Source organism: Bradyrhizobium sp. NAS96.2 (assembly GCF_001908235.1).
Classification (GTDB): domain Bacteria; phylum Pseudomonadota; class Alphaproteobacteria; order Rhizobiales; family Xanthobacteraceae; genus Bradyrhizobium.
The window spans coordinates 1-13,177 of the sequence record NZ_LGHK01000069.1; the positions used below are offsets into that span (position 1 = coordinate 1).

Genomic DNA, 13,177 nt, shown 5'->3' on the forward strand with positions numbered 1-13,177 from the left:
CGCCGGACGGATGCCGCGCGAACGCGGGGCTTCTGCGCGACCGGCTTGGTTCGCGCCGCCGTCTGGGGCGCCTCGACCGTGACGGAGGGCAGTGTCGTCTGGGCCTTCGCCCAACAATTGATCGTAGAAAGGGCCGCACCGAGCATCAGCGCACTTGCCCTGCCCCGCGGTTGAAACCGAAACATGGATGAATCCTGACACCGGCTCTCTGGCCGGCTTGCTCAAGAGCACTCGCCGGCGCGGCACGCGCACCGGCAGCGACAATCTCGTCAGGAAAACAGCGGCGGCGCGCGGGCCTGCGCCGCAAGATGCGCCCGCGAACGATCGAATTCGCCGGCGAAATCCAGCCAGACGATCCGGCTTGGCACGCGCGCGACCACCTGCGCTGCGACTTGCGGGTTATCAACGGGCGCACCGGTCTGCAGCACGCTGCACGCCGAGCAGCAGCCGTCATGGGCGTCATGACCGGTCTGGCCACCCTGCCCGCCACCTGAGCCGGCATCGCCGTGGCAGATGGTCGCCGCTGCGAGCGGATCCGACGCGGCAAGGCTCGCCGCCCAGCAGGCCCCGATCGGTGCAAAAATCTGCACCAGCAGGGCAACCAGGACTATAGGCAGAAAATTCTTCAGCCGCCGGCGCATCGCAAAACCCATCCGGGACGGAACTAACCACCGAGGGCGTCGAAAGTCGAGATCGCGGACACGCCCGGCTTCTTCCAGCCGACGGAATTTACCGAGTGTGATGTTGGCGCCGCGGCTGCCTCGCAATTGGTCGTATCTCCTTACCCGGTCACGGGTTTTCACACGAATGTCACAACCGGCGGTGGCGCCATCCCAATCATTTCGCAAACTGCTCGAAATTTGAACAATCGTTGCCGAAAATGATGACAAGGCTGGAAAGATAGTCTACCAATTCGGGCGCAGGTCAGCCGCGAGGTGTGTCCTGGTGGTCCAAGTCTCGGGAGGAGCCCGACGCGCACAAGCAGCGTCACCCCATCAATCAAGATCAAATCGAATTTTTGGGGCAAATAGGGTCGACACAATTTTTGGAGCAGGGCTTGGAGCCCTGCTCTTTTTTTATGTGATGATCGCATCAAGCAATGACCTCATCATCGAATCCAATCGAACGTAGTTTCGAACTCGCGGCTGCGGCTTGCGATGATCTGACGCCGCACGTGTACCAGCGCTTGTTTCGCGAGCATCCCGAGGCGCAGGCGATGTTTCGCACGGAAGGCAGCGAGCCGGTGAAAGGCTCGATGCTGGCGTTGACCATCGAAGCCATCCTCGATTTCGCCGGCGAACGCCGCGGGCATTTTCGCCTGATCGAATCGGAAGTGTTCTCGCACGACGCCTACGGGACGCCGCGCGAACTGTTCGTCGCTTTCTTTGCGGTGATTGCGGATTGCCTGCGCGACATTCTCGGCGAGCAATGGTCGCAAGAGATCGGTGCTGCGTGGCACAAGCTGCTCCGCGACATCGAGGCCATCGTGCTGCAGCAGACACATCTCGTGGACGAGAGGGCGTAGCGTCACCGTTCCGATTGTGACACACTCCCTTTATCCGCGGCGCGTGCAACTGACGCCGACGGTCAGAAACGAAGAGGGAGCAAACAATGCCAGGCACCGACAAGGGGATGGATAAGGCGTCGACGACGCGGCGCGACCTTCTGCAAATGGCGGCGGCAGGTGGAGCTGCGGCCGGCCTGCTCGGCGGAATGGGCGTGACGACGTCAGCGCTGGCCGCCGAGATGGGACGTTCGGAAAAGCCGCTGAAGGCCGCATTCTCCAATGCGGGACTGCAGGCGACGTGGTGCGCACAGGGCAAGCAGGCCGCCGAGTTCTGGGGCAAGTTGTTCAACGTCGAGGTCACCTGGTTCGACGGCCAGCTCGACGCCGTCAAGCAACGCGCCGCCATCGACAACATGGCCTCGCAAAAATGGGACTTCGTCGCCATCCAGGCGTTCGGCATCGGCACGCTGACCCAGCCGGTGCAAAAGATGATCGACGCCGGCACCCCCGTGATTGACATGGACACGCTGATTGCGCCGCTCGACCAGATCAACGTCCATTCGTTCCTCGCCCCCGACAACGAGTTCATGGGCGCCTCAGTGACGCAGGCGCTGTGCAACGCGATCGGCGGCAAGGGCAAGGTCATCATGACCCAGGGCGCGCTCGGCCACACCGGTGCGCAGGGCCGCGCCAAGGGCTTCAATTCGGTCGTCAAGCAGTTCCCGAACATCGAGGTGCTGGATACCCAGCCCGCCGACTGGGACGTCTCCAAGACTGCCCGGCTCTGGGAAACCTACCTGACGAAATATTCGCAGATCGACGCGGCGTTCTTCCACAATGACGACATGGCGCTCGCGGCCGCCAACATCATGAAGGCGCACAACCGCACCAACATCCTGATCGGTGGCGTCGACGCCATGCCGCCGGCGATCCAGGCGGTCAGCGAGGGCCGCATGTTCGCGACCGTCCGCAATCCGTCCTGCCGCATCCATGGCGGCGCGATCGTGGCGGGCGTCGCCGCCGTGGTCGGCGGCGAGAAGAGCGGCCAGGGCATTCCGAAGAACGTCGTGACCGACGGTCCCGTCGTGACCAAGGCCAATGCCGCCGGCATGCAATGGATGGAGGATCACTTCCTGATCTGAGCGGCCCGCATGTCGCAGACAAGGCAATCGCACATGGCGTCTGCGGGCGTCGTCCGCGGGCTCCCTTCGCCTCTCCCGCTTGCGGGGGACGCCGACGCGCGCCCAGCGCGCGGCGGGTGGGGGCTCTCTCCACGATATAACTCGCGGAGAGAGCCCCCCACCCCAACCCTCCCCCGCAAGCGGGAGAGGGAGCCGACCGCCGATGCCGTTGCCACTCCAATTTCATATGCGATTGCCCTGATGTCGCAGGGACGCTCCCCGATCCTCGAGTTGAACCAGATCACGAAGGCCTTCGGCGGTGTCGAAGCCCTTCGTGGGGTCGACTTCGCGCTGCACGCCGGCGAGATCCATGGTCTCGTCGGCGAGAACGGCGCCGGGAAAAGCACGCTGATGAAGATCATCGCCGGCGTGCACCCGGAATTCTCCGGCCGCTTCATGCTGGACGGCAAGGAGACCCGCTTCCGCTCCACCCGCGACGCGCATGCCGCCGGCATCGGCATGGTGCATCAGGAGCTCAGCGTCGCGCCGGATCTCACCGTCGCCGAGAACGTCTTCCTCGGCAACCAGCCGACCAACCGCCTCGGCTTCGTGCAATGGCGGCGAATGGCGCGCGAGGCCGGCGAGCAGCTATCCCGGTTTGGCATCGACGTCGATCCGATGACGCGGCTCGGCGACCTGCCGATCGGCCTGCAGCAGCTGATCGAGATCGCCCGCGTGCTGTTCTCGGGCGCGCGCATCATCATCCTGGACGAGCCGACCTCCGCGCTCTCCCCACCCGAGGTCGAACGCCTGTTCGCGACCTTGCACAAGCTTCGCAACGAAGGCACCAGCATCGTCTTCATCTCGCATTTCATCGAGGACATCCTGCGGGTCTCCGACGTCGTGACCGTGTTCCGCAACGGCCGCAAGATCGCCGAGACCGCCTCCGCCGACACCACCAAGGGCGCGCTGATCGAGGCCATGATCGGCCGCGGCGGCGAGGCGCTGGAGCACAGCTACACCGACGACCTGATGCTCCCGCAATCGGGCGCCGGCGCCGCTGTCCTTAAGGTGGACCGGCTCTCGCTTCGCCGCAGCCTGCAAGACGTCTCGTTCGAGGCCCGCGCCGGCGAAGTGCTCGGCATCTACGGCTTCATGGGCTGCGGGCAATTGGAGCTGTCGCGCATCCTGTTCGGCAAGCAGCGGCCCGACGGCGGCACGCTTGCGGTCGACGGCACCGCGAGGACATTTCGCAGCACCGCAGCCGCCCGGCGGGCCGGCGTTGCGCTGGTGCCGGAGAGCCGGCGCGCGATGCTGTTCCACCAGGAGCCGGTCTACAAGAACATCTCCATCAGCGTCCTCGATCGGATCTCGGCGCTGCTGCTCAAGCCGGTGCGCGAGCGCGCCATCGCCCAGCGCCAGGTCGAGCAGTTGCAGATCAGGCCGCCGGTGGTTGGCCTCGATCTCGGCATGCTCTCCGGCGGCAACCAGCAGAAGGTGGCGCTGGCGAAATGGCTGACCTACCCGCCGCGGCTGCTGGTGCTGTGCGAGCCGACCCGCGGCATGGATGTCGGCGCCAAGAACGACGTGATCAACATCGTGCGGGACCTCCGCGCCAAGGGACTGGCGATCATCGTGCTGTCGACCGAGCCGGAGACCGTGCTGTCGCTGGCCGACCGGATCCTGGTGCTGAAGCGCGGCGCGGTGGTGCGTGAATTCGCGGGTGAGGCAGTCAGCAAGGATCGGCTGCTGGAAGCCGCGTGATGGAGAAACATGATGGCAAGCAGCGATAGCGCGACAGCGCCAGCGGATCACAAGCGGCCGCGCGGGCTGGCGCCGTTCCTGCGCTCGCAGATGCGCAACATCGCGCCGTTCCTGACGCTGATCTTCCTCAGCGCCTTCTTCGCGATCGCGAGCCCGTCGTTTGCGACCATCGACAATGTCGGCAACATCCTGACCCAGGTGTCGGTCACCGGCATCATCGCGGTCGGCCTCACCTTCGTGATCCTGTGCGCCGAGATCGATCTGTCGATCGCCAGCATCGCCAACGTCACCGGCATTGCGGTGGCGTACTTCACGCTGCAGGAATCCTACGTCAACATCGCCAACGTCCCGATGCCGGGCATCGTCGCGATCCTGCTGGCGCTGGCGCTGTGCGCGCTGCTCGGCCTCGTCAACGCGCTGGGGCTGACCATGATCGGCATCCCCTCCTTCATCATGACGCTCGCCATGATGCAGATCGCAGCCGGCGTCTCGGCGCTGCTGGTGCGCGGCCAGATCGCCTACAAGGTGCCGGACCTGATCACGACGCTCGGCTCGGGCTCGATCGGCGGCATCCCCTGGATCGTGATCGTCGCCGCGGTGATGCTGCTCGGCGGCCATCTGGTGCTGACTTACACGCGCTTCGGCCGCTACGTCTACATGGTGGGCGGCAACCGCGAGGCCGCGGAATTCGCCGGCCTCAACGTCAAGCTCATCCTCGGCAGCGTGATGGTGATCTCGGCGGTCTGCTCGGGGATCGGCGGCATGCTCGGCGTCGCGCATTTCGGCAGCGCGCAGCAGAACGAATTCGACACCTATCTGCTGGATTCGATCGCGGCCGTGGTGGTCGGCGGCACCAGCCTGTTCGGCGGCCGCGGCGGCATCGGCAACACCATCGTCGGCCTGTTCGTGCTCGGCGTGCTCAACAACGGCCTCGACCACGTCAATATCGACAGCTTCCTGAAGATCCTGATCCGCGGCCTGATCCTGCTCGCGGCGCTGATCATCAATGTGTATGCGCAGCGGCTGCGGGAGCAGGCGGCGGATTGACGGCGCAGGCGTCATTGCCAGGAGCGAAGCGACGAAGCAATCCATCTCCCCGCGCATAGCGAAATGGATTGCTTCGCTGCGCTCGCAATGACGAGGTGAGGTCTGATTCAACTGTCAAACGGCTTGTTCAGTGTCATCACCCGCGAAGGCGGGTGATCCAGTATTCCAGAGACAGTAGTGCTTGAACCGAGAGGCCGCGGCGTACTGGATCGCCCGGTCCGCACATCGAGCCGGGCGATGACAGCTGAGGGACGCCCTGCAGCAATTGCGTCAAAAATTTCCGAGCAGGCCCGGCCGAGCCGGCGCTAATCTCTGACGGGCAGCGGAGGGTTACGCCTTTGTCAGCGTCTACGGCACATCGAGAGATATGCGGGAGGTTCGGCAGGACGATCGCCGTTGCAGTCGGTGTTGCTCTCAGCCAGGCGGCGATAGCAGCACCGCCCGATAACCCTAATCCCGCGCTTGCCCCATGGTTTGAGAGCCTGAAGCAACCGGGCACCGGTGCGTCGTGTTGCTCGATTGCGGATTGCCGAACGGTCGAGTTCCGGCAGGACCGGGACGGCTACGAGGTATTGATCGATAGTCGCTGGAAGCTGTCGTCGCCGTTCTGGCTGCGGGTCCCACCGAACAGGATCATCAACAGAACCGACAACCCGACGAACCGCGCCGTGGTCTGTTTCACGCCTGAGGCCGGCATTCTCTGTTTCGTGCGTCCGGCCGAAAGCTAGTCCGTGCCGCTGCGGCTTGCACGACTATCGGCAGCTCCCGTTCACCTGGCAAAATCCGGCTGCCAATGGCGCAACTCGCGCGCGGCGTAAGTGACCGCGGCGATCGTTGTGTAGGACGGCGCCTCCAGCATCATGTTGCGCGCGAGCTTGAGGCTGCGTGCCTCGCAGATCGCGCGCTGCTTCTCGTCCGCGATCCATTCGAAATCGATGTTGTGCGCGAGGCCGAGAATGCGCCGGATGGTCTTGGCCGCGGCAAAGCCGACCGTGTCCTGGAACAGCCGCGCCATGTAGGCCTGCCGTTCCGCCTCCAGCCGCGCGGCGCCAGCTTCACCCGCGAACAGCGACACCGGATAGCCGTCGCCTTTCGCCTCGCTGCGCCACAGCGCGAGAAACTTTTGCGAGAGGTCGGTCCAGACGCCCTCGATGGTCTCCAGCAGCCATGCCTCGAACGACGCCCGCTCGCCGGGCGTCCGTTCATGGCCGGCCGAGGCCAGGTAGGCCATCAGGAGATTGCCAATCACGGCGCCGATATCGAACCCCATCGGGCCGTAGAAGGCGAATTCGGGATCGATCACCTTCGTCTCGCTTTCGGTGACCATGATCGAGCCGGTGTGCAGGTCGCCGTGCAGCAGCGCCTCCGGACTCGCCATGAACTTCAGCTTGAGCCTGGAGATCGCGACATGCAGGTCGAGGTCCTCGCGGAACGCCGCCGCGGTCGCGTCGAGATACGGCGCGGTCCAGCGATTCTGCTCGGCGATCCGGTACGGATCGGTGAAGATCAGGTCCTCGGTGATCTTGCAGAGCGCATGGTTGCCGGCAAACGCCGCAATCCCCTCCTTCTTCTCCGCGGCCGACAGCGCAAGGTCCGACGAGAAGAACAGCGTCTGCGCCAGGAAGGTCGAGATATCCTCGACAAAGCGCGGATAGCGCGTCGCGCCGATCAGCCCCTTGCGCATGATGATGTGCGGCTCGAGCAGCTCCATCGCGGTGAGCGCAAGCGGCGCATGGTGATGCAGCACCGCCGGCACGAGCTTTGGCGCCAGCCGCGCCTGATGCACCAGCGCCAGATGTTCATAGTGCGCCCGCGACAGCGGAAGCGGCCAGCTCTCGCCGACCAGCCGCACATAGGGCAGCGCCTGCTTGACGGCGAGGCCCCCGCTCCTGCCCTTGACGATGAAGACGAGGTTGAGATTGCCGTCACCGACCTCGCTGATCGACCAGTCGGCCGGCGCGCCGCCGAGCTGGGTCACGATCGCCGGAAGCCCAGCGAGATAGTCCCGCAGATCGGCTTCCCGCAGGATTCGATACTGACTGGCCCCGGCGGTGCCTGGTTGCGCCTGCAGGTTCATGGTGGCCCCTCCTTCGATTGCCTCCGGGCGAGGTTGATCCTCGCTCCCGTTCCAGGAGATTCGAGCCGATGTCGGTCTTCCTCCTGGCCGGATCATAGTCGCAGTAAACGGTGTCGGCGACCAGCGTCTAGCTTGCGACGATGGTGCTCCCGTTGAGCTTGTCCGAGTTCAAACCGATCACTGCGGCCTGCCGGCCGCCGTTCCTGTCGAACCAAACAGCCGCGAATCTCTGAAATTTCATTCCAAATTCTCCCGCAGCGCGGTCACGGGATTGTCCGTAGCATGACGGGGATTTTGCGTGCGATTGAGCTGGATGTAACTTGCGGGTATGGAGACCTGTTGATCCGCAGCACAGGCGTCGCCGGATCAACCGGAAGCGAGACGATCGGACGATGACCGACGACACCGAGACCATTTCGTTGCGCCACACCATGGTCGACGGCGTACAGCAGGACGACGACTATGAAGTGATCTGGCGCGACCTCCCGGTCGGGAGGATCATGCGGCAGCAGGACAGCCGGCAATGGTGGTGGGGCTGCAACGTCTATGGCCGGCCGCCGACAAACGGCGACAGAGGTCCTGCGATCGATTTCAAGGACGGTCAGGTCCGCTTCAAGCTTGCCTGGGCGCGGCTCAGGCCGACCCTGACCGACGAGCAGATCGCCGTCGCGACACGCCATGCGGAGGGACTGCAGAAGCTGGCTGCCGGACAGGCTGAAGTAGCCAAATCCGACGTGGTTCAGGTCCTGCAAAACAGCCGGGGAGCGCTCCGGCATCGCGTGCTCAAGCCCGGCACCATCGAATTCAACGGCGGCGCCATCGACTGCGTGATCCGAAACATCTCGGAGACCGGCGCCGCGCTCGAAGTCACCAGCCCGGTCGGCATCCCCGAGACCTTCAATCTGGTGCTTCCCGGAGATCACACCACACGTCCATGCCGTGTCGCCTGGCGCAGGGAGCGCCGCATCGGGGTCAGGTTCACGTAGTCCTCAGGCCGGGGAAACTGTTCCCGCATGCCGCCTCGCTCATGTAGGCTACTTCGCAACTCGGCCCGCAGGTTCGCCCCATGTTCGTCGCCGTGTTCTCGATCTTCGCCGCCAGTCGCAAGGATCCGCTTGTCGACATGGTCGAGCGCGTGCACGCCGGCTTCCTTGCAGCCGGTTTGGGTGAGCCGACGGTACGGTTCAGACTGTCCGATCCCCCGCTCAGCGCCGAGATCGCCGCCGTGCAAACCGTTGCGGGGACGAAGCGCGTTTCAAGCATCGCCAGGGTGCTCAAGCGTTGGCCCGAATTGGAGCGCTTCGCGCGCACGACCGGCTCGGTTGGTCCCGGCAGGGCTGAAGTCCGCGCGATGTCGAACGTGACCGAGACCGGCACCATCGAGGCGGTCGACTTCGCGATCCTCAGGGAGATCGCAGCGGGCGTCCCGAAGTCATTTCCATGCCATGCCATCGACATGCATTTCTCGGTGCCCGCTTTCTCGGATGGCCCACAGCTGCCCGCGACACCGGACCTGCAGACTCTTCGCGGCCTGATGCGCGCCGGCGTCGACATCGGCGCCGGACACCCGACGTCGCCCGGCATCAGCGTGCACGACAAGTGGTGGGTGAACGGGCGGCAGCGGTCGCTCGCCGCGCTGCGCATCGTCGAAGCCGATCCGCAGGCGAAGAAATTGCTGGAGCCGCCGGCCGATGTCGCAGCCCTGCTTGCGGCCTGCGGCAAAGTGCGAAAGACGGTGCAGGTCCCGATGGTCGCGGCGCCCGCCGCTGCGGAGCCGGCTGCCGCCCCGCATCCCGGCGACTTGCCTCAGCCGGTGGATGACGCCATCCGCACGGTCGTGCGTAAGCATCGGGCGGGGATGACCGAGCTGCTCGAGACCCTTCCACACGATCTGCCCCATCAGGTCGAGAACGTGACTGCGACGGCCTCCGGCGAGAGCCCGAGCGCCGGCCCCAAGAAGCCCGATCTGGTGCGCGCCTTTGCGCCGCTCGGCTACGATTGCCGCGGCGACAGCGGATCGTTCCGGCTGCAGCGGCGCACGCCGCGCAATCTCACCGTCAGGCTCCAGGTCGATGTCGGCAGCTGGGGCAGTTCGGTCACCGCCTTCATGCAGGTGATCGGAATGGTGAACGGGCATGCCTTCAAGGCGACGCTGCCGCTTCATGCCTCACGCCGCGCGGTCCGCGGCGACGTGAGAGGGGTCGAGTTGCCGAGCCAATTCCCGATCGGCGACGCCGAGCGATGGCGGCAAATAACTGGCAATCTCGCAACGCTCGTCGCAGCGCTTGATCGCAGCTTCGTGCCTGACATCGAGGCGATCTCCGGCCCCTCACCCGAGTGGTTCCGGCCTGAGCAAACCTGAGTTCGGCGCTCACCTGTCAGCACGACACGCCGGCTCATGCGGGCGACCTGGCTGCCTCAGTTATGAAATTCCGGCATCCCCATCAGCTTCGACAGCCGCTCGATCGAGAGATAGCCGGAATAATACGCCCACATCGCGATCGCGAAGATCACGGCCGAGATCACCGTGGTCCACAACAGCTTGCGGCCCATCCGTGCCAGGATCGGTGCGCCGGGGTCGGTGCCGGGCGCACCGACACCGTCCTCGTGCTGGCTGCGCACGCCGAACGGCAGCGTCAGGAACAGCACGAGCCACCAAAGGACGAAGTAGACCGCGAGCCCGGTGGAGATTTGATACGCCATATGGCCTCAGGCCTGTTCGATCTCGACCAAGGCGCCGGAAAAGTCCTTGGGGTGGAAGAACAGCACCGGCTTGCCGTGCGCGCCGATCTTCGGCTGGCCGTCGCCCAGCACCCGGGCGCCCTCGGCGATCATGCGGTCACGGGCCGCGATGATGTCGGGCACATCGTAGCAGACATGGTGGATGCCGCCGTCGGCGTTGCGCTCGACGAATTTTGCGATCGGCGAGGCCTCGCCGAGCGGCTCGATGAACTCGATCTTGGTGTTCGGCAGTGTCACGAACACGGTGATGACGCCATGCTCCGGCAGCGGCACCGCGTCGGAAATCTCGGCATTGAAGGCGGTGCCGTAGATCTTGGCGGCCTGCTTGGCGTCCTTGACCGCGATGGCGACGTGATTGAGCCGGCCCAGCATCTCTTTCTCCCTTGTGTCGTTGCGCGCGTTTCGAAACCGCGCGTCAAACCGTCAGTACGTGCACGACGCAGATCGGCTTCTTGCCCCATTGCTCGTTCAATGCGGCCCGCACCGCCCGGCGCACCGATTCGCCGAGCGCGTCCGGATCGCGCCGCCGCGGCTTCGGCAAGCCCTCGATCGTCGAGACCACCACGTCGAACACGATGTCGTCGAGCAGTTCGCCAGCGGCATTGTTCTCCGGCATGCCGACGAGATCAACCTCGGGATCGTCGGCTATTTCGCCCTGCTGGGTCATCGCGATGGCGACGAAAGCGCAGCCGGCAAAACCCATCCGCCGCCGCTCCACCACGGCGCGCGACTTGGAATCCTCGAGGATGGTGCCGTCCTTGTAGAGCCGGCCCGCCGGCACTTCGCCGATGATGCCGGGCTCGCCGGGCCCGAGCTTGACCAGGTCGCCATTGCGGCAGGTCTGGACCTTGGGGACGCCGGCGGCGCGCGCCAGCTTGGCGTGCTCGGCAAGATGCAGCGCCTCGCCATGCACCGGGATCAGGAGCTGCGGCCGCACCCAGGAGATCATGTCGCGCAGCTCGTCGCGGCGCGGATGGCCGGAGACGTGCACCAGATGCTCGCGATCGGTGATGATCTCGACGCCCTGCGTCACCAGCCCGTTGATGATGCCGCCGACCGCCTTCTCGTTGCCGGGAATGGTGCGGGAGGAGAAGATCACGGTGTCGCCCTTGTTCAGGGTCACCTGCGGGTGGTCGTTGTTGGCGATCCGGGCCAGCGCGGCGCGGGGTTCGCCCTGGCTGCCGGTGCACAGCGCCAGCACCTTGTCAGGCGGAAAATGTCCGTAATAATCGGCGCTGCGGAATTTGTGCGAACCGTCGAGATAGCCGCATTCGCGCGCGACCTGCACCACGCGCTCCATGGCGCGGCCGACCACCACCACCTCGCGATCGGCGGCGTTCGCAGCATCCGCCACCGCCCTCACCCGGGCGACGTTGGAGGCGAAGGTGGTGACCGCGACCCGGCCCTTGGCCGCCTTGACCAGCTTCTTGATCGTGGCGGCGACCTCGGTCTCGGAGGGCGAGCGCCCGTCGCGTACCGCATTGGTGGAATCGCCGACCAGCGCCAGCACGCCTTCGTCGCCGAGCTCGCGCAGCCGTCGCTCGTCGGTCGGCTGGCCGATGATCGGGGTCGGGTCGATCTTCCAGTCGCCAGTGTGCAGCACGGTGCCGATATCGGTCTTGATCGCCAGCGCGTGCGATTCCGGAATCGAATGCGCGACCGGGATGAACTCGACATTGAACGGCCCGATATCGACCCGGCCGCCCGACGGGATCACGGTGACCGGGATTTTTGGCGGATTGCGCTCGGCGGCGCATTTGGCCTCGAACAGCGCCGCAGAGAACTGCGTCGCGTAGATCTTGCAGCCGAGCTTCGGCCAGAGGTCGATGATCGCGCCGAAATGGTCCTCATGGGCGTGCGTCAGCACGAGGCCCATCAGGTTGTTGCGCTCCTTCTCCAGGAAGCGGACATCAGGCATGATCAGGTCGATACCCGGCAGATGCTCCTCGTCGCCGAAGGAGACGCCGAGATCGACCGCGAGGAACGAGCGCTGGTGGCGGTTGCCGAGGCCGTAGATCGACAAATTCATGCCGATCTCGCCGACGCCGCCGAGCGGTGCAAAGGTGAGCTCGTCGGGTCGCGCCATCAGTTCGCCCTCACCGAGGCTGCGGTGCCGAAATAGACCTCGCCGGCCGTCACGGGCATGCGCTGTCCATCGGCAGTGCGGACGATCAGGCAGCCGGTATCGTCGATCGTATCAAAGATGCCTTCGAGGGTCGCCGAGCCGGTCTGGACCGCGACCTTCTCGCCGAGCCCGGCAGCACGCTCCAGCCACAGCCTGCGGATCTCAGGAAAGCCGCGGCCATCGTCCCAGATGCCGCGAAACTCAACCCAGGCGTCGGACAACGCGGTGAACAGCTCTTCCGCGCCGATCTGGATACCGAGCGCGGCGAGCGAGACCGCCGGTGTCGGCGTTCCCTCGGGCGCAGCGATGACATTTGTGCCGATGCCGACGACGACCGCCAGCCGGCTGCCGATGGCCTCGGCCTCGAGCAGGATGCCCGACAGCTTCTTGCCGTTGGCCAGCACGTCGTTCGGCCATTTCAGGGTGAACTTCGGGCTATCGGGCCCAAGCCGCAGCGCCGCCTCGATGCCGACCTTCTGCAGCGCGGCTTCGAGCGACAGCCCGGCGGCAAAGCCGAGCGTTGCCGCGACCGCCGGCTGAACATCGGTCACTTCGAGGATGCTGCTGGCGAGATTGCCGCGCGGCGCGACCCAGACTCGCTGGCGCCGGCCGCGGCCTGCGGTCTGCTCCGGTGTCACGAACCACATCGGCCCCTGCTCGCCGTCGCGGGCACGCAGCATCGCCTCGGCGTTGGTCGAGCCGATCTGATCGAAGCCGGCGAGCTTGGTGCCCGCCGCGATGGCCCGGGGTCCGAGCGTGAAGGTCATATCGAATCTATGCGCATGATCCGTTCC

The 13,177-nt window shown here is 65.4% G+C and carries 14 protein-coding genes; 6 read left to right on the top strand and 8 right to left on the bottom strand.

Features of this window, described 5'->3' with window-relative positions; genetic code table 11:
- Positions 1 to 185: hypothetical protein (locus AC628_RS44790; RefSeq protein WP_210190215.1), on the bottom strand; the 185-nt coding region annotated here is incomplete at its 3' end.
- 84 nt (positions 186 to 269) lie between these two features.
- Entirely contained in the window at positions 270 to 803 is a 534-nt protein-coding gene (locus tag AC628_RS15965; RefSeq protein ID WP_245321192.1) for a DUF2946 domain-containing protein, read from the bottom strand.
- Between the two features lie 296 nt (positions 804 to 1,099).
- Here AC628_RS15965 and AC628_RS15970 point away from each other — a divergent pair, with 296 nt between their 5' ends.
- The 4 genes from AC628_RS15970 to AC628_RS15985 all read left to right on the top strand — a co-directional run bounded on the left by AC628_RS15970 (position 1,100) and on the right by AC628_RS15985 (position 5,439).
- Positions 1,100 to 1,525: a globin gene (locus tag AC628_RS15970; protein ID WP_074127741.1), complete on the top strand. Its 426-nt coding sequence runs from the start codon at positions 1,100 to 1,102 to the stop codon at positions 1,523 to 1,525.
- A gap of 86 nt (positions 1,526 to 1,611) precedes the next feature.
- The gene (locus AC628_RS15975; RefSeq protein WP_074127742.1) at positions 1,612 to 2,649 is read left to right on the top strand and encodes a sugar ABC transporter substrate-binding protein; all 1,038 of its coding nucleotides are present in this window, start codon (positions 1,612 to 1,614) and stop codon (positions 2,647 to 2,649) included.
- Positions 2,650 to 2,889: 240 nt separating this feature from the next.
- Positions 2,890 to 4,392, top strand: a complete 1,503-nt coding sequence (locus tag AC628_RS15980; protein ID WP_074127743.1) for a sugar ABC transporter ATP-binding protein — start codon at positions 2,890 to 2,892, stop codon at positions 4,390 to 4,392.
- Between the two features lie 12 nt (positions 4,393 to 4,404).
- A complete protein-coding gene (locus AC628_RS15985; protein WP_074127762.1) occupies positions 4,405 to 5,439 on the top strand; it encodes an ABC transporter permease in 1,035 nt (344 codons plus the stop codon).
- A gap of 562 nt (positions 5,440 to 6,001) precedes the next feature.
- Here the strand turns inward: AC628_RS15985 and AC628_RS45815 are convergent.
- Both AC628_RS45815 and mtnK read right to left on the bottom strand, forming a co-directional pair.
- On the bottom strand, positions 6,002 to 6,136 hold the full coding sequence (locus AC628_RS45815) for a hypothetical protein (protein WP_279706289.1): 135 nt from the start codon (positions 6,134 to 6,136) through the stop codon (positions 6,002 to 6,004).
- A 72-nt stretch (positions 6,137 to 6,208) separates the two neighbouring features.
- Positions 6,209 to 7,516: an S-methyl-5-thioribose kinase gene (gene mtnK / locus AC628_RS15995; protein ID WP_074127744.1), complete on the bottom strand. Its 1,308-nt coding sequence runs from the start codon at positions 7,514 to 7,516 to the stop codon at positions 6,209 to 6,211.
- A 746-nt stretch (positions 7,517 to 8,262) separates the two neighbouring features.
- On the opposite strand from mtnK, the gene AC628_RS45330 reads away from it, so the two are divergent.
- Positions 8,263 to 8,502, top strand: a complete 240-nt coding sequence (locus tag AC628_RS45330) for a PilZ domain-containing protein (protein ID WP_074127764.1) — start codon at positions 8,263 to 8,265, stop codon at positions 8,500 to 8,502.
- A gap of 80 nt (positions 8,503 to 8,582) precedes the next feature.
- The gene (locus tag AC628_RS16005; RefSeq protein WP_074127745.1) at positions 8,583 to 9,878 is read left to right on the top strand and encodes a hypothetical protein; all 1,296 of its coding nucleotides are present in this window, start codon (positions 8,583 to 8,585) and stop codon (positions 9,876 to 9,878) included.
- Positions 9,879 to 9,934: 56 nt separating this feature from the next.
- Here the strand turns inward: AC628_RS16005 and AC628_RS16010 are convergent, their stop codons facing one another.
- The 4 genes from AC628_RS16010 to AC628_RS16025 are packed head-to-tail and all read right to left on the bottom strand — an operon-like array spanning position 9,935 to position 13,150.
- Positions 9,935 to 10,219: a DUF1467 family protein gene (locus tag AC628_RS16010; protein ID WP_074127746.1), complete on the bottom strand. Its 285-nt coding sequence runs from the start codon at positions 10,217 to 10,219 to the stop codon at positions 9,935 to 9,937.
- A 6-nt stretch (positions 10,220 to 10,225) separates the two neighbouring features.
- Positions 10,226 to 10,630 carry a methylmalonyl-CoA epimerase gene (gene mce / locus AC628_RS16015; protein WP_016841811.1) on the bottom strand — a complete coding sequence of 135 codons (405 nt, stop codon included), beginning with the start codon at positions 10,628 to 10,630 and terminating at the stop codon, positions 10,226 to 10,228.
- 43 nt (positions 10,631 to 10,673) lie between these two features.
- A complete protein-coding gene (locus AC628_RS16020) occupies positions 10,674 to 12,344 on the bottom strand; it encodes a ribonuclease J (protein WP_074127747.1) in 1,671 nt (556 codons plus the stop codon).
- Complete coding sequence (locus AC628_RS16025; protein WP_074127748.1) at positions 12,344 to 13,150, bottom strand: biotin--[acetyl-CoA-carboxylase] ligase; 807 nt, start codon at positions 13,148 to 13,150, stop codon at positions 12,344 to 12,346. Before AC628_RS16025 ends, AC628_RS16020 begins: the two co-directional genes overlap by 1 nt.
- Between the last annotated feature and the right edge of the window lie 27 nt (positions 13,151 to 13,177).